Origin of the sequence: Allobosea sp. AK1 (assembly GCF_006714945.1) — a bacterium.
GTDB classification, from domain to species: domain Bacteria; phylum Pseudomonadota; class Alphaproteobacteria; order Rhizobiales; family Beijerinckiaceae; genus Allobosea; species Allobosea robiniae.
The window spans coordinates 1,398,314-1,415,268 of sequence record NZ_VFMG01000001.1; the positions used below are offsets into that span (position 1 = coordinate 1,398,314).

The window sequence follows — 16,955 nt, forward strand, 5'->3', positions numbered from 1 at the left end:
CCTCCTAGCGCGAACGCCCGTCATAGGCGGTCGGCGACAGTTCGGTCGGCTCGACGCCGGCGAGGCAGCGCACATTGACCGCGACCATCGGCGTGCCGTCGGGCCCATTCGCCTTGGCGAAGGATTCGATGCCGCAGGTCTCGCAGAACAGATGCTGGATCTTCTGCGTGTTGAAGCGGTACTCGGTCAGCGCATCCTCGCCCTTGGTGAGCGTGAAGGCGCTGGCGGGCGAGAACGCGAGGATCGAGCCGCGGCGCTGGCAGTAGGAACAATTGCAGGTAAGGGTCTGTCCGAGATCGGCTTCGACCTCATAGGCGACCCGCCCGCAGTGGCAGCTTCCCTGATACTGCGCCATGGCTCGTGTCCTCCCGTTAGCTGAGCACCACGTTCGCGGCGCTTTCCGGCAGTTCCTTGCCGAAGGAGCGCTGGAAGAACTCGGCCACCAGCGTCCGCTCCATCTCGTCGCACTTGTTCAGGAAGGTGACGCGGAAAGCGAAACCGATATCGCCGAAGATCGCCGCGTTCTCGGCCCAGGTGATGACCGTACGCGGGCTCATCACGGTCGAGAGATCGCCGTTCATGAAGGCGTTGCGGGTGAGATCGGCGACGCGGACCATCTTGTTGATGACATCCTTGCCGTCCGGCGTGCCCTGGTAATGCTTCGACTTCGCCAGGACGATCGCGACCTCGTTGTCATGCGGCAGGTAGTTCAGCGTGGTGACGATCGACCAGCGGTCCATCTGGCCCTGGTTGATCTGCTGCGTGCCGTGATAGAGGCCGGACGTGTCGCCGAGGCCGACCGTGTTGGCGGTGGCGAACAGGCGGAAGGCGCCGTGCGGGCGGATGACGCGCTTCTGGTCGAGCAGCGTCAGCTTGCCGGACTGCTCCAGCACGCGCTGGATCACGAACATCACGTCCGGGCGGCCGGCATCGTATTCGTCGAAGACGAGCGCGATGTTGTTCTGCAGCGCCCAGGGCAGGATGCCGTCCTGGAACTCGGTGATCTGCTTGCCTTCCTTCAGCACGATCGCGTCCTTGCCGACGAGATCGAGGCGCGAGACGTGGCTGTCGAGGTTGACGCGGACGCAGGGCCAGTTGAGGCGGGCAGCGACCTGCTCGATATGGGTCGACTTGCCGGTGCCGTGATAGCCCGAGATCATGACGCGGCGGTTATGCGCGAAGCCGGCGAGGATCGCGATCGTGGTGTCGCGGTCGAATCGGTAATCCGGGTCGAAGTCCGGCACGTGCGGATCGGCTGCGGAGAAGGCCGGCACCTCGAGATCGGAATCGATCCCGAAGGTCTCGCGCACCGACAGCTTGATGTCGGGCAGGCCGGGCGCAGTCGTCGTCGTCATCATCTTGTCTCCAGGCAAAGGGTCATGACCGGAATTCGCCGGTTAACCCAGAGCCGACCGAGAAGGGAGGCGGATCGTCCCTCATTAGAGCGAAAGACCGGAGGCGGCAATTCGCAAAGCTGCACCCCGGCCCTCGCAAAGGGCATGCCGGCTCAGTGTCGGGCGCGGCCGGCAATCCCGGCGAGAAGCTCCTTCACGATCGCGGCCGAGCGGGCTGCGCCGTCCCGGTCGATCGGCAGGGCCGGGGGCTGGGCTCCCATGGCCTCACCGACGGCATCCGCCAGAGCCACCGCATCCCCGACGAAATCCCCGGACAGACGGAAGCATCGCGCCAGCCCCGCCCGCTCCATCGCCTCGGCCCTGACCGTCTGCTCGGTCTCGTTGCCGGCATCGAAGGGCACGACGATCGCCGGCCGCCCGGCCGCGACGAGATCGAGCACGGTGTTGTAGCCGGCCTGGCTGATCGAGACCGCGCAGCCGGCAAGGAGAGCGGGAAAGTCCGGCCGAGCCCGCTCGATCACGACCTTTTCGGGGGCATCGGCCGCAAGCAGTCCCAGATCGGCCTCCGCCATGCCGCGCCCGGCGAGAATCCGCCAGCGGCGTCCGGACCGATCGAGCCGCGCTGCCGCTACGGCGCAAGCGAAGAGCGGCAGGGCAGCGGCCGAACCGCCGCCCGAGACGATGACCTCGCCGTTCTCCAGCGCGATGCCGGCAGGCCGATCATCGGCGAGATAGCCGGTATAGCGCAGCTTGGCCGCCAGCCCCTCGCCCACCGGCCACGACCGGTCGAGCGGCAGGAAATCGGCATCGCCATGGACCAGGACCGCATCGAACATCCCAGCGATCCGATCCTCCGCCTCGGCGATTCGGTCCGGCCTCGGCGTCACCAGAACGTCGCGCACCGAGGAGAGCACGAGCGCCTCGGGCCGTGCCGACTTCGCTGCGGCGATCAGCGCGAGGAACTCGGCGGCCAGTTGACGCCGTCCGAAGGGGAAATGCTCGACGATCACGACATCCGGCCGCAACCGCGCCGCCAGCTCTTCAAGCATGGCGATGCGGGTGGTCCTTCGCTCCGGGTCGATCGGCTGCCCGTTCTCATCGAGCAGCGTGCGGAAATCCGTGCCTTCGGTCCTGATCGGCGGCAATTGCACGAAGGCGAAGGGTTCATCCTCCATGGCGCGCAGCGGCATCCCGCCGCTGGCGAGCGTCACCGAAAACCCGCCTTGCACCAGCGCCCGCGCCAGATTCGCCGCCCGGACCAGATGGCCGCTGCCGAGCAGATGCGTCACCGCGATCAGGACGGAAGCGCTCATGCCCCTTCGCCCGCCGAGCGCTTCAGCATCGTCGCGACCCGGTCGAGCCCCGCCTGAGCAGAAAAGGCTCCCGTCAGCCGCGCATAGGCCGCCTCGCCCAGCGTGGCGCGCTTCTCCGGCGCCCTCGCCAGATCATTCAACGCAGCAGCGAGCGCCGCGACATCGCCCGGCGGCACCAGCAGGCCCTCGACGCCATCACGCACGAATTCCGGGATTCCCGCGAAATCGGTCGCGACGATCGGCAGGCCCTGGCTCGCGGCCTCCATCACCACATTGGGCAGGCCGTCGCGGTCGCCATCGCCTGCCTCCTTGGAAGGCAGCACGAAAAGGTCGGCCGCCCGCAAAGCGGCGATGACCTCATCCTGCGCCTTCGGCCCGGCCCAGACGATCCGGTCATCGAGCCCGAGCGTCTGGGCCTGCATTTGCAAGGCCTTCAGCTTCTCCCCCCCGCCGATATGCGTCAGGCGCCAGTGCAGTGTGCGGGGCAGCTTGGCCAGCGCGTCCAGAAGGTCGTCAAAGCCCTTCTTCGCCACTGCGCGCCCGATGGTGACGAAGCGCACGGGATCGTTCGCGTCCGAGCCGTCCCGTGCCGAGCGCGATCCCGGCGCCGGAAACCGCGCGAGATCGAGCCCGTGATAGACCAGCGCAACCTTGTCCGGCCGGTCGGAGAGGCGCTCCAGCTCGCGATGCCCATCGCGGGTGCAAGTGACACCCCAGACGGCGGAGGCGATCTTCTCACGCTTTTCCCAGTCTTCCGTCGTCCAGATATCCTTGGCATGGGCCGAGAACGACCATGTCAGGCCCCCGAGCAAGGCGGCATAGCGGATCACGGAAGCCGGCGTGTGCAGGTAATGCACATGCAAGTGCCGGATATCATCGGGCAGTTCGCGCGCCATCACGCAGGCCTGCCCGAAGCGGCGCCAGCGATTGCGCGTCCGGTCGCGCGCGAGATCCCGCAGGAAGATTGGCAGCAGTCGCAGCAAACCCGGCTTCAGCAACGCAGCGAGCAGGCCGCGGGCCACGCGAGCCGGCTCATCGTGTAGATATTCCGGCAGATAGCGCACCGGCGCCGTGATCTGATGGTGCATCAGATGCTTCGCCGCGTCGGTCGGGTGGCGCAGCGACCAGATCTCGAAGGGGAGGCTGCGCTGCTGCAAGCCGAGCAATTCCTGCGCGATGAAGGTTTCCGACAGGCGCGGATAGCCCTTCATCGCCACCGCGATGCGCGGCGCCTTGCCCGCTGTCATCGCCGCCCGATCAGCATGAAGCGCGTATAGTTCTTCGTCGGCCGGGCGCCGGCAAACCAGACCTCGGACAGCCCCGCCTGCTCGCGGAAGGCGTCAAGCGAAGGCACGCAGCTGCGGTGGTCCGGCTCGCGAAAATAGTCGTTGGACTGGAGCACAAGCGGCAAGCCTGCCGGCAAGGTCGCGATCCAGCCCGGCACATCATCGAGATGCTCGCAGCTGGTATTGATGACGAGCCCCGGCGCGGGCGACTGCGCCGCGAAATCCATTGCCATCATGTCGGCCGTCATCGCCCGGAACCGCCCGGCCTGAACATGGCGATGGTTCAGGATCTCCGCGATCGACGCACAGGTCGGATCGATGTCGAGGCTGACGATTCCGGGGATCGCGAGCCTCTCGTCGTCGAGCAACAGCGCGCCGAGCACGCCGTACCAGGCGCCGAGCACCCAGACCGGTCCCGCAGGCTTGGGGTAAGTCTCGGCCAGCGCCTCGACCAGCCATTGCTTCGAGGCGATCTGCTTGTGGTTGCAGGCGATCGACAGGTCAGGCGGCGCGCCCTTGCCGTAAAGCCGCGCGATATCGGCGACGACACGGTTGCCCGAGAGCGCTGCCATGCCGCGCAGCAGGTCGTGAAAGGCCTCTTGGGGCGGTTCGGGCATCATGGGTCGGTCGTCATCCGGAAAAGCCGGCGGACCATAGACATGCGCGCCCGCAAAAAACCAGCCATCCGCACAGGGATCAGCCCTTTTCGCCGGTCTCGCCCTGCTCCTGCACCACTTCTGCCGATGTGGTCGCCTCGCCGCCGGCCACCACGGGAACCGGCACCGCCACGTCCTCGCGCTTGCGGCGGGCGATTTCCGGCGCGCTGGCGAAGCCATAGGCGGTCAAAGGCTTCTCGCGCCCCTTGATCGCGATCTTCAGCGTCGTCGTGCCGGCATAGCTGCGCCCGCTCGCCCGGATCGTATCCTCGGAGACCACGACATCGGCGAGCACACGCCGAGTCGCCGATTCGAGCTGGCTCGCGACCATCACGGTCTCGCCGACTGTAATCTCGCGCCGGCCGAGATTGTCGTTCTCGACCGCGCCGGTGATGGCGTCGCCGGTATGGATGCCGATGCCGATCCGGAGCGGCAAAGGCAGCGCGGCACCGTATTCGCGGTTGAGCGCATCGACCGCGCGCACGATGTCGCCGGCAGCCGCGATCGCGGCCTGTGCCCCGCGTGCCGGCGGGCCTTCGAGACCGAACACCGCCATGAAGCCGTCGCCATAGAAGGCGTCGATGCGCCCCTCATGCGCCGTGATCGCCTGCCCCATCTCGTCGAAGAAACGGTTGAGCAGGCCGATCAGCTCGCGCGGCAATTGCCGTTCGGAGAGAGCGGAGAACGCCCTGAGATCGGCCACCACCACGGTCAGGCCGCGCTTGCCCGCGGCATCGTCGATCTCGAACGGTCGCGCCGCGCCGGCATTCAATCGCGACGCCAGCAGGATCTGCACCTGAAGATCGTCGCGCGGCCTGATCTGGCAGGCGAGCCGGACACCGTCCGGCGCCGAGATCCGCCGCAGCAGCTTGGCCTCGTTCGGGCCCGGCTTCGGCAGCTTGTCGTTGCCGTCCATCACCAGCACGCGGCAGGTGGCGCAGCGCGCCCGCCCGCCGCAGAGCGCGGCATGGGGAATGCCGAAGCGCCGGAACATCTCGAGCACGGTCGGCCCCGGCGCCAGCCTGCGTGTGCCGTGGCCGACGAAGCGCACCGTGATCTGGCGCGTCGTCCGGACCCTGATCTCGCGAATGCCGATGAACAGCAGGAAGGAAGCGACGAGGCCGTAGAAGGCGCCTTTGCCCCACATCACGTCGCGGGCGAACATCGCGGCCTGCGCGTCGCTGACCAGCTCGGCCGGCATCGCCATCTGCTCGGCCTCCCGCGCTCCGACGGAGAAGCCGATGATGGCCAGGAGCGGGACCAGGATCGCCGCCAGCAGGAACGGGTCGCGCCAGTGGCGATAGCTGTCGCGGGCGCGCAGCATGAAATGGATGCCGATGATGCCATGCGTCCAGACCAGCAGCAGCAGCAGCGACTGCGTCAGCGCCAGCCCCGGCCAGAGCCGGCGCAGGACCGAGCGGTAGCTCTCGTCGACGCCGAAATAGATGCCCATCACCCGCGTGCTGATGATGTGGTCGACCAGCAGCAGCGGAATGGCGAGGCCGAGCGCGATCTGCAGCATTTCGCGCAGAGGCATCTTGAAGGTGCGCCGCTGCACCACCCTGAGCAGCGCGAAGACCGGGTGGACGATCAGCGCGCCATAGAGCGCGGCCGTCCCGGCCCAGGAATGCCAGAAGCCATAGCGCCAGTCCTGGACCTTCTCCATGGCGCCGACACCGAGGATGCCGACGGCATGGTTCAGGAAATGGGTCGTGGCGAAAACAAGCAGGATCAGCCCGGAGACGAACCGGATGTCCCGACTCCAGGACGAGACCTGGTCCATGCTCGCACCCATGCCGCCGCGGGTTGCGCCCGTGCGGTTCGTGCCTGCGGCTTGCGGCCGGTTCATGCGATGATGGACCTCGTCAAACGGTTTCGTGCTCGCGCAGCAGGACGGAGGCAAGCCTGTGGACCCGGCCGGCCAGATCCCGGCAGACAGCGAGGCTGAATTCCGGCACCGTCTGGAGCAGTTCGAAGAACAGGTCCTTCGGAATCCGCAGCGCCAGGACCCGCGACTTCGCGCTGATGGTGGCGATGAAGGGCTGGCCGCTGAGCAGGGACACGTCGCCGGTGATGCTGCCGGTGTCCTTGACGAAGCGCCGCTCCTCGCCGCTCTCGCTTGGTTGCAGGATTTCGACCTCGCCTTCCAGGATCACGTAGACGCCCTCGAGCTTCTCCTGCGGGCTGATCAGGACAGCACCGGGCTCGAATTGCAGCCGCTCGCCCATCAGCGCGACGAGCTTGAGCCGCGATGCCGGCATGTCCTGGAACAGCGGCAGGCAACGCAGGCAGCCGATATCGGTTTCCAGACTCATGATCGCGCCTCCATTCGCCCAGTGTTCTCGCGCCCAGTGTCCTCGCGCCCGGTACTTTCGAGGCGCGACGCCCGATCATTGGCCGCATCGGGCCTGCCCGGCGCCTCGACCGTGCCCGTCGCTCCGTGGAACAGCACCCGCAGCGGGACCTCTCCCGCAAGGTTAGCATCTCCGACCAGAAGAAACAGCGTCATGCCCGCGCAATAGCTGTGCAGCCGGGCGACGATCTCCCGCGGCTCGTCCGAAATCGCGAGCAGAGAGGATATGTCGAGCACCGCGATCTGCGGCGCCTTGACCAGCGCCTGGACCAGCGGCACGGCCTGTCGCAGCCGGACCGGCAGGAAACGCCCGCGGATGCCGCTCTCGGTATCGAGGCCGAGCCGGTAGAGCGCCTCGCCCAGCCCCGAGCGGGCGAGCGCCTGCAGCACGATCTCGCCGACCTTGCGGGCGGCATCGGGCACGCCGTAGCCGATGCGCCCGAACATCAGGTTGTCGCGCACGCTGGCGCCGACCATCACCTTGTCGGGATCGTAGAAATCGACATCCTCGACCGCATCCGCCGGCAGATGCTTGCGGAAGCTTTCCCGCGCCCGCAGGATGCGGCGCTCGAGGCGCGCATCGATCAGGTTCAGCCTGTGCTTGGGCTCGATATAGCCGAGCGCCAGCGCGACGAGATCGCGCTCGGTCTCCTGGTCGAGCGGGTTGCGCATGTCGTGCTTGGCCAGCAGCGCTGCGAGCTCGTTCAGGCGCTCGAACTCGAAATTCGCGCCGAAGGAGTAACGCTCGAACAGCGCATGGCCCTGCGGCAGGCCGGCGAAGATTTCGACCACCGTCGCGACGATGCGCGCGCCCATCTCGGCCAGCGGCTCGACCAGCGCCTCCGCCTTCAGGATCGACTGGGCATAGGGCTCGAACAGCAGGGTCGTGCTGTCGAAGCGCGTGCTGGTCCGCGTGCCGAAGATCAGGTTTTCGACGATCGGGGCGTTGCGGTTGTAGCGGTCGAGCACGAAGGGCTCGATCAGGTCGCCCTGCTTGATCCGTGTCAGCTCGGCCGCGACCACGCGTCGGGCCGCGATGATGCGCTCGATCGCCTGCTCGCTGACCGGGCGCATCACCTTGCCACCGAGCCCGAGCTCGTAGACCTCCTGCGTGCAGCCGAAGACGTCGAGCAATTCGTGGATGCGCGCCGCGAGTTCGGCGGTGTCGGTGACGCCGACCCCGGCATAGTCGGTCCAGTCCGCCTCGAACGGGAAGGGCGAATTGCCCGAGCGGATCGCCTCGACGAAGCGGTGATGCTCCGGTGCGGAGACCGCGCCGCCGGCCTTGAGGTCCGGGCGCCGGCGCCGCAGCGGCAGCAGGATGTTGTCGCGCATCGAGCCGGCGATGAGCTCGGGTTCGTCGCCGGAATAGCCGATGATGTGGCTCGCCCGCTCGACCGACATCCCCGCCAGCGGTTCGCCGTCGATCAGCACGCGGCCGGTATAGCTCGTCGCCTGCCGGCCGAGGATTCGGCCGAGCACGTCCTTGCCGCCGCCCGGCGGGCCGATAACCGCCACCAGGCCCGGCCGCGCCAGGCTGAACGAGAGCGGCGTCAGCAGCGGCTGGCCGCGATTGTCCAGCATCTGCACGGATTCGAGCCGGATCTCGCCCTTTTCCGGCAGGGCCGCGACGCCGTCCTCCTCGTCGAGGACGAGCGTCTCGTCGCTGTTGAACTGCGAGATCACCTGATCGTACTTGATCGTCACGTCGTTGCGCTGCTGGTCCCAGTCGATCAGCTCCTTGATCGGCGGCGGCAGGTCGCGATAGGCGGCGATCACCGCGACCAGCTGGCCGATATCGAGCCGCCCCTGCAGGGCGAAGAAGCCGCCGATCGAGTAGAAGAAGAAGGGCGTGATCTGGGCCAGCAGGTTGTTGAGGAACTTGACCGCGAATTTCCGCTTGTAGAGCGCATAGCGGATGTCGAAGAGCCGCCCGAGCCGCCCGGCGATGTCGGACTGGACATAGGCCGTCGCGCCATGGCCCTGGATCATCGGCCCGGCATCGACGATCTCGCCGATGCGGCCTGCGAGCTGGCGCGAGGCGATCTGGCGCTCGCGGCCGAGCCTGAGCTGCTCGCGCCGCAGGATCGGGATGATGATCGCCTGTACCAGCACGATCAGCAGCGCGATCGAGCCCAGCCAGAAGCTCTGCGCCATGATGAAGATCAGCGCCGTCAGCGCCTGGCTGAGCAGGAAGACCGGCTGGATGAAGGCATCGCCGACGAAGCCGCCGACGGGTTCGACCTCGTCCTTGATCATGCTGGCGATCTCGGCCGGCTTGACCGCGCGGATCTCCTCCGGTCGGAAGCGCATCAGCTGGCTGAACAGGTCGTAGCGCATGCGCCTGAGCATGCGCTCGCCGAGGATGCCCTTGCGCACATTGATGACGTATTTGAAGGCGCCGTTGATCAGGACCAGCAGCAGGAAATAGGTGCTGAGGCCGACGAGCAGGCCATACTGGCCGACCTGGATGCCCTCCGACAGCCTGTAGCTCGCCCCACCCAGCCAGGACGGCAGGTGCAGGGTGAAGTCCATCAGCGTCGCGGTGGTCTTGCCGTCCTTGAAGGCGCCGCCCTGGATCGCATCGTTGACGATGCGTTTGGGCACGTCGAAGGAGGCCCAGTTGAACGGGATCGAGACAAGGATGATCAGCAGGACGACGATCTGCTCGGCCCGGCTCTTCTGCCAGATGTAACGGAAGAGATTGGACTCCAAAGGGCAACCCTGTACCGAAGCGCTCGCAGCGCGGTCCCGACCGGGTCCGGCGGGCCCGAAGCGACCATATGTGGTGAGGTTGCGGCCGAGTGCAATGCGCGCCACGCTGTGGCCATGCCGGCATTGCAGAGCGAAGGCGGCATCCATCATCGGGGGTAGCGTGAAAAGGACAGTTGCGTCGGGAATGCTGTGCTGCGCGGCCGCGATCGGTCTCGTCGGCCTATTCGCCGTCTCGGCCCGAGCCGGCCCCGCCCAGCGCATCCTGCACGACGGCTTCGAACAGGGCGGTTTCGCCCCTGAAGGCGGGCTATTCTACAAGGACAATCCCGAGCAGCGCTCCGGCCGCGTGATTTTCGATGGTGCCGCGCCCTATAGCGGCGCCGGCGCCGTGACCGTGATCGCGACGCCGTCCTGCCTGCCGCATGCGGTGGGATGCAGCGAGCGGGCCGAGATCTGGGAGCGTCCCGAGGTGCTCGTCCCCTTCCACAGCACGGTCTGGTACGGCTTCGCGCTGCGCCTCAACGATCCCCTCGCCCAGGACGATCGCAGATATGTGATCGCCCAGTGGAAGCGCGAGATCCTGCCCGAGGCCGTCGGCGACTACTCGCCCTTCCTGGCGCTGCGGCTCTATCGTGGCCGCCTCGGCATCACCGTCGAGACCGACCTGATTCCGTCCTATCCGATCGGCGGCAGCGAGCGCCCCGAGGGTTGCCTGCCGGGCGAGGCCCTCGTGATCAGCCGCACCGAAGCGCAGCAGACCCGTGCGCTCGTCGCCATGGAAAGCGGCACGACCACGGAGAACTACCCGAGCTATTTCAATGCCTGCGCACCCGGAATCCGGGTCAAGCACCATGCCGACCTGCCCTCGGCGCAGCAGGGCTGGATCGATTTCGTCGTCCGCTCCCAGCCCGGCCCCGATGGCGACGGCCATATCGAAATCCTCGCCGACGGCGTCCATATCGCGACCGTCACCGGGCATATCGGGCACAGCGGTCCGGGGCTCGACGACAACCAGTATTTCAAGATGGGTCCCTACCGCGCCCCGGCGCCCCTGCCCTGGAGCATCAGCTACGACGATTTCCGGCGCGGGCCCCGTTGCAGCGATGTCATCCGCATCGGGCAATGCCCGCCGGAACCGCAAGCGTCGAAAGCGATTGGCAAGCTGCCGCTTTCGACGTCTAGTGACGTCAGGAAAGGTGAAGGGCCCTAGGCCCCAGGGGCACATCGTTTCGGACTATGGACATCCTGCGCATCAGCGACCTGCGTATCGGCTTCACGATCCACGGCCTGGCCCGTGACGTCGTGAAGGGCGTCAGCCTGCGCGTCCCCGCGGGCAAGACCGTCGCGCTCGTCGGCGAATCCGGCTCCGGCAAATCGGTGATCTCCCAGGCCATCATGGGTCTCCTGCCACGCGCCGGCGGGATCACCGGCGGCGAGATCCTGTTCCGCGACCCGCAGGCCCCCGAGACCGTCGTCGACATCGCGACGCTGCCCGCCGAAGGCAAGGGCATCCGGGCGCTGCGCGGCGGGCGGATCGGCATGATATTCCAGGAGCCGATGTCCTCGCTCTCGCCGGTCCATACCATCGGCAACCAGATCGAGGAGGCGCTGCTCCTGCACCGACCGATGCCGAAGCCTGAGGCGCGCGAACTGATCGAAGCGATGCTGAAGCGTGTCGGCTTCAAGAACCCGAAGCGCGCCTTCGGCCTCTATTCCTTCGAGCTCTCGGGCGGGCTGCGCCAGCGCGCCATGCTCGCCATGGCGCTGATCTGCCAGCCGGCCCTGCTGATCGCCGACGAGCCGACGACCGCGCTCGACGTCACCATCCAGGCCCAGGTGCTCGACCTGATGCGCGATCTCCAGGCCGAGATGGGCATGGCGATCCTGCTCATCACCCATGATCTCGGCGTCGTCGCCAACATGGCCGACGAGGTGGTGGTGATCTTCCACGGCGAGATCATGGAGCGCGGCACGGTCGAGGATATCTTCCGCCGCCCCCGCCACCCCTATCTCAGGGCCCTGCTCGACGCCTCCCCGCATTTCGACATGCAGGACGGCGAGCGGCTGGTCGCCCTCAGGGAAGCCCGCCCGCGCCCGGCCGTCGCCGCGCCGCCACCGAAACCCGCGGCAGACGCCGCCCCCCTCCTCAGCGTCCGCGGCCTGCACAAGACCTATGTCACGGGCTCGCGCAGCTTCTTCGGCAAGGGCAACCAGACCAGCGTCAAGGCCGTCAACGATGTCGGCTTCGACATCAGGCGTGGCGAATGCCTCGGCCTCGTCGGCGAGAGCGGCTGCGGCAAGACCACGGTCAGCAAGATCATCATGCGCGCCGTCACGCCCGATTCCGGCGAAGTGATCTTCGACGATGGGCGCGAGCGGGTCGACGTGCTCGGCCTAGAGGGCGAGGACCTCCGCAAGTTCCGCCCGCGCGTCCAGATGATCTTCCAGGACCCGGTCTCGTCGCTGTCACCGCGCATGACCGTGATGAACATCCTGCGCGAGCCGCTGGTCATCCATGGCCGCGGCGATCAGGCCGGGCAGGACGAACGGGTGCGGACCCTGATGCAGGATGTCGGGCTCGATATGCGGTTCCTCAACCGCTATCCGCATTCCTTCTCCGGCGGTCAGCGCCAGCGCATCGGCATTGCCCGCGCCCTCGCGCTCGACCCGGACCTGATCATCTGCGACGAACCGGTCTCAGCGCTCGACGTCTCCGTGCAGGCGCAAATCCTCAACCTACTCAAGGACCTGCAGGCCGAGCGCGGCCTGACCTTCCTGTTCATCTCGCATAATCTCGCCGTGGTGAACTACATGGCGGACCGGATCGCGGTGATGGCCAATGGCCGGATCGTCGAGCTGGCGCCGCGCCACGCGCTCTTCGACCGCCCCGCCCATCCTTACACGAGGGCGCTGCTGCGCTCCGTGCCCTTCGCCGATCTCGACCGCAGGCTCGACTTCAAGCTGGCCGCGCCCGGCGGCGCCTCCGACGACAGCCATTGGGACAAGGCCTTCAAGGCAGGGCCCGACGAGGGCACCCTGACGCATCTGCCGCTCGGCGACGGCCATTTCGTACTCGCGCGGCCCAATGCCGATATGCGGGAGCTGGTGCCATGACGCGCCGTGCCCCGCACCCGACCCGCCGCACTGCATTGCTACTCGGCTCCGCCGCTCTCGCGGGAGCCGCCCTGCCGCGCCGCGCGCAGGCCGCGCCGTTCTCGGGCACTGCGATCGACAGCCCGTTCTTCGCGGACCAGGTCGCCGCCGGCACCCTGCCACCGGTCGCTGCGCGCCTGCCGGCCAATCCACGCATCATCGATCTGGCGACACTCGGCCGGCAGCCCGGCCGCCATGGCGGCAATATCCGCATGCTGATGGGCGACCAGCGCGACATCCGCATGATGACGCTCTACGGCTACACCCGCCTGATGGTCTATGACGACGATCTGGAGCTTGTGCCGGACCTGCTCGAGAGCTGCGAGGTCGAGGATGGCCGCATCTTCACGCTCAAGCTGCGCCAGGGCCATCGCTGGTCGGATGGCTCGCCCTTCACCACCGAGGATTTCCGCTACTGGTGGGAGGATATCGCCAACAACAAGCGGCTTTCGCCGGGCGGCCCGCCCCAGGCCCTGTTCTCGGCCAATGAACCGCCGCGCTTCGAGATCCTGAGCGAGACGGAAGTCCGCTACAGCTGGAAGACGCCGAACCCGATCTTCCTGCCGGCGCTGGCGGGCGCGCAGCCGACCTACATCTTCATGGCCTCCGGCTATCTCAAGCAGTTCCACGAGCGCCACGCCCCGAAGCACGAACTGGCCAAGCGGGTGAAGGAGCACCATGTCCGCGACTGGGGCGCGCTGCACGAGCGGCTCTCGCGCATGTACCGGCCGGAGAACCCGAAGCTGCCGACGCTGGAGCCCTGGCGCAATACCACGCCCCTGCCGGCCGAGCAGTTCGTCTTCGAGCGCAATCCCTATTTCCACCGCATCGACAGGAACGGTCGCCAGCTCCCCTATACCGACCAGGTGACGCTGACGATCGGCACAAGCTCGCTCATCCCGGCCAAGGCCGCGGCCGGCGAGTCCGACCTCCAGGCCCGCTATATCCGCTTCGACAACTACACCTTCCTGAAGGAAGCCTCGAAGCGGATGAATTTCGACGTCAGGCTGTGGAAGCGGGCGGAAGGCGCCTATTTCGCCCTGCTCCCCAACCTGAACGCCATCGATCCGGTCTGGCGCGACCTCAACCGCGATGTCCGCTATCGCCGGGCGATCTCGGTCGCGATCAACCGCAAGGACGTCAACAAGGTCATCTTCTTCGGGCTGGCCCGCGAGAGCGGCAACACCGCCCTGCCCGAAAGCCCGCTCTACGACGCCAAGCTCGCCGCGCTCTGGACGCAGCACGACCCCGCGCTCGCCAACCGCCTGCTCGACGAGATCGGCCTGACCAAACGCGACGACGACGGCATCCGCCTGCTGCCGGACGGGCGCCGGCTGGAGTTCACCATCGAGACCGCCGGGGAGAACACCGAGGAGACCGACATCCTCGACCTGCTCAAGCAGGATTTCTTCGATGTCGGCATGAAGATCTATCCCCGCTCGACCCAGCGCGACGTCTTCCGCCGCCGCATCCTCGCCGGCCAGACGGTGATGTCGGCCTGGGCCGGCATGGACAATGCACTGGTTACCTCGGACATGGAGCCGGATGCCTTGGCGCCGACCTCCTCCGCTCAGTTCCAGTGGCCGCGCTGGGGCCAGTTCGTCGAGAACAGCGGCCGCGAAGGCGAACGGCCGGCCCTGGCGGAGGTCAACGAGCTCGTGCGGCTCTACGAGGAATGGCGCGTCAGCGCGACCCGCGACCAGCGCCGCGCCATCTGGCACAAGATGCTGGCGATCAATGCCGAGCAGCTCTTCAGCATCGGCGTGGTCAACAGCACGCTGCAGCCGATCGTCGTCTCCAGGGACCTGCGCAACGTGCCCGAGGAAGGCCTCTACAGCTTCGAGCCCGGTGCCTTCATCGGCCGCTACATGCCCGACACCTTCTGGTTCGACCGAGCCGAGACCAAGGCCTGACGCGTGCTGATCCGCTACATCCTCAAGCGCATCCTGCTCATGATCCCGACGCTGATCGTCACCAGCGCGCTGATCTTCACCGTCATCAACCTGCCTGAAGGCGATTATTTCGAGACGCTCGCCGCCGAGATGCAGGCCCAGGGCGAGAAGGCGGACATGAGCCGCATCGAGTTCCTCAAGAAGGAGTATGGTTTCGACAAGCCCCCGCTGGAACGTTACGTCCGCTGGGTCGCCGGTCTGATCCAGGGCGACATGGGCTATTCCTTCGAGTACCAGCGCCCGGTGCGCGAGATCGTCGGCGACCGCCTGCTGCTGACCATGATCGTGTCCTTCGCCACCATCATCTTCACCTGGATCGTCGCCTTCCCGATCGGCATCTACTCGGCGACGCACCAGTACAGCTGGGGCGATTACGGCCTCACCTTCCTCGGCCTCGTCGGGCTTGCCGTGCCGCATTTCCTGCTGGCGCTGGTCTTCATGTATTTCGCCAATATCTGGTTCGGCACCTCGATCGGCGGCCTCGTCGATCCCGCCTATCTCAACCAGCCGATGAGCTGGGCCAAGCTCAAATCGGTGCTCGAGCACCTCTGGATTCCCGTCATCATCATCGGCGCCGGCGGCACTGCCGGCATGATCCGGGCGCTGCGCGCCAACCTGCTCGACGAGTTGCAGAAGCAGTATTACGTCACCGCCCGCGCCAAGGGACTGCCGCCCGGCAAGGCGCTGCGGAAATACCCCTTACGGATGTCGCTCAACTTCTTCATCTCGGATATCGGCGACATCCTGCCCTCGATCGTCTCGGGCGCCGAGGTCGTCGCGATCGTGCTCTCGCTGCAGACCACCGGCCCCCTCCTGATCCGCGCCCTGCAGAGCCAGGACATGTATCTCGCCGGCTCCTTCCTGATGTTCCTCTCCTTCCTGACCGTGATCGGCGTGCTGATCTCGGATATCGCGCTCGCCATCCTGGATCCGCGCATCCGCCTCCAGGGAGCCGCGACCAAGTGAAGGCGACGACGCTCAACCATCTTCCGCCGGACGGCGCGGCCCTGCCGCACGAGGTCTCGACGGCGCCGTTCGAACCCTATGCCACCGAGGCGATGACGCCGGAGCAGGAGCGGGTCTACCTCGCCTCGCAATGGCAATTGATGTGGTGGAAGTTCCGCAAGCACAAGCTCGCGGTCATCTCCGCCGTGGTGATCTTCGTGATCTACGCCATGGCGGCCTTCGCCGAGTTCCTCGCGCCCTATCACTACACGACGCGCAACACCGACTTCATCCGGGCGCCCAGCCAGAGCATCCATCTCTTCCACGAAGGCAGCTTCATCGGCCCCTTCGTCTACCCCTATGCGATGCGCCTCAACATGGAGAATTTGAAGCGCGAATACGAGGTCGACAGGACGCGCCCGCAGAAGCTGCGCTTCTTCTGCAAAGGCGACGACTACGATTTCTGGGGGCTGATCCCCGGCAACCGGCACCTCGTCTGCGCGCCTGAGGGCGGCACCTTCTTCCTGCTCGGCTCCGACCGGCTCGGCCGCGACATGCTCTCGCGCATCCTCTATGGCGGGCGCATCTCGCTCTCGATCGGCCTGCTCGGCGTCTCCGTCTCCTTCGTGCTCGGCGTCATCATCGGCGGCATCGCCGGCTATTATGGCGGCCGGATCGATCTGGTCGTCCAGCGCATCATCGAGATCGTGCAGTCGCTGCCGCATATCCCGCTCTGGCTGGCGCTGGCCTCGATCCTGCCGCCGACCTGGAGCCCGCTGCTGGTCTATTTCGGCATCACGGTGATCCTCGGCCTGATGGACTGGACCGGGCTTGCCCGCTCGGTGCGCTCGAAGCTGCTCTCGCTGCGCGAGGAGGATTATGTCGTCGCCGCCCAGCTCATGGGCGCGAAGCCGCGCCGCATCATCGCGCTCCATCTGGTGCCCGGCTTCATGAGCCATCTCATCGCCTCGGCGACGATCACGATCCCGAAGACCATCCTCGGCGAAACCGCCCTCTCCTTCCTCGGCCTCGGCCTCAGGCCGCCGATCACGAGCTGGGGCGTGATGCTCAACGAGGCCCAGAACATCAATGTGGTGGCGCTCTATCCCTGGCTGCTCTATCCGGTCGTGCCCGTGATCGTGATCATCCTCGCCTTCAACTTCCTCGGCGACGGCCTGCGCGACGCGGCCGACCCCTATCGCTGACAGCATCACCGACCTCGAAGAC

13 protein-coding genes are annotated in these 16,955 nt (G+C 66.8%); 5 read left to right on the plus strand and 8 right to left on the minus strand.

Annotated elements, in window-relative coordinates:
* Positions 1–4: 4 nt before the first annotated feature.
* The 8 genes from FHT98_RS07115 to FHT98_RS07150 form a co-directional block, all read right to left on the minus strand.
* The gene (locus FHT98_RS07115) at positions 5–355 is read right to left on the minus strand and encodes a GFA family protein (RefSeq protein WP_061970142.1); all 351 of its coding nucleotides are present in this window, start codon (positions 353–355) and stop codon (positions 5–7) included.
* 16 nt (positions 356–371) lie between these two features.
* Complete coding sequence (gene cobS, locus FHT98_RS07120; RefSeq protein WP_170843377.1) at positions 372–1,355, minus strand: cobaltochelatase subunit CobS; 984 nt, start codon at positions 1,353–1,355, stop codon at positions 372–374.
* A 152-nt stretch (positions 1,356–1,507) separates the two neighbouring features.
* Positions 1,508–2,668, minus strand: coding sequence for a glycosyltransferase family protein (locus tag FHT98_RS07125; RefSeq protein ID WP_142113330.1), 1,161 nt, complete (start codon positions 2,666–2,668; stop codon positions 1,508–1,510).
* Entirely contained in the window at positions 2,665–3,915 is a 1,251-nt protein-coding gene (locus tag FHT98_RS07130) for a glycosyltransferase family 4 protein (protein WP_142113332.1), read from the minus strand. The genes FHT98_RS07125 and FHT98_RS07130 overlap by 4 nt, the downstream gene beginning before the upstream one ends.
* Positions 3,912–4,574 (minus strand): class I SAM-dependent methyltransferase, encoded by a 663-nt coding sequence (locus FHT98_RS07135; RefSeq protein ID WP_142113334.1) that lies wholly within the window; start codon positions 4,572–4,574, stop codon positions 3,912–3,914. The genes FHT98_RS07130 and FHT98_RS07135 overlap by 4 nt, the downstream gene beginning before the upstream one ends.
* Positions 4,575–4,650: 76 nt before the next feature.
* Complete coding sequence (locus FHT98_RS07140) at positions 4,651–6,459, minus strand: adenylate/guanylate cyclase domain-containing protein (RefSeq protein WP_061970150.1); 1,809 nt, start codon at positions 6,457–6,459, stop codon at positions 4,651–4,653.
* A gap of 16 nt (positions 6,460–6,475) precedes the next feature.
* Positions 6,476–6,925, minus strand: coding sequence for a Crp/Fnr family transcriptional regulator (locus FHT98_RS07145; RefSeq protein WP_061970152.1), 450 nt, complete (start codon positions 6,923–6,925; stop codon positions 6,476–6,478).
* Positions 6,922–9,678, minus strand: a complete 2,757-nt coding sequence (locus FHT98_RS07150; RefSeq protein WP_061970154.1) for an ABC transporter ATP-binding protein/permease — start codon at positions 9,676–9,678, stop codon at positions 6,922–6,924. The genes FHT98_RS07145 and FHT98_RS07150 overlap by 4 nt, the downstream gene beginning before the upstream one ends.
* Positions 9,679–9,862: 184 nt before the next feature.
* Here FHT98_RS07150 and FHT98_RS07155 point away from each other — a divergent pair, with 184 nt between their 5' ends.
* The 5 genes from FHT98_RS07155 to FHT98_RS07175 are packed head-to-tail and all read left to right on the plus strand — an operon-like array spanning position 9,863 to position 16,933.
* Positions 9,863–10,888 (plus strand): polysaccharide lyase family 20 protein, encoded by a 1,026-nt coding sequence (locus tag FHT98_RS07155; protein ID WP_142113338.1) that lies wholly within the window; start codon positions 9,863–9,865, stop codon positions 10,886–10,888.
* Positions 10,889–10,914: 26 nt separating this feature from the next.
* Positions 10,915–12,792: an ABC transporter ATP-binding protein gene (locus tag FHT98_RS07160; protein ID WP_061970156.1), complete on the plus strand. Its 1,878-nt coding sequence runs from the start codon at positions 10,915–10,917 to the stop codon at positions 12,790–12,792.
* Positions 12,789–14,744, plus strand: coding sequence for an ABC transporter substrate-binding protein (locus FHT98_RS07165; protein ID WP_142113340.1), 1,956 nt, complete (start codon positions 12,789–12,791; stop codon positions 14,742–14,744). Before FHT98_RS07160 ends, FHT98_RS07165 begins: the two co-directional genes overlap by 4 nt.
* 6 nt (positions 14,745–14,750) lie before the next feature.
* Complete coding sequence (locus FHT98_RS07170; RefSeq protein WP_061970320.1) at positions 14,751–15,749, plus strand: ABC transporter permease; 999 nt, start codon at positions 14,751–14,753, stop codon at positions 15,747–15,749.
* Positions 15,746–16,933, plus strand: coding sequence for an ABC transporter permease (locus FHT98_RS07175; protein WP_248309161.1), 1,188 nt, complete (start codon positions 15,746–15,748; stop codon positions 16,931–16,933). Before FHT98_RS07170 ends, FHT98_RS07175 begins: the two co-directional genes overlap by 4 nt.
* The last annotated feature ends 22 nt before the right edge of the window (positions 16,934–16,955 follow it).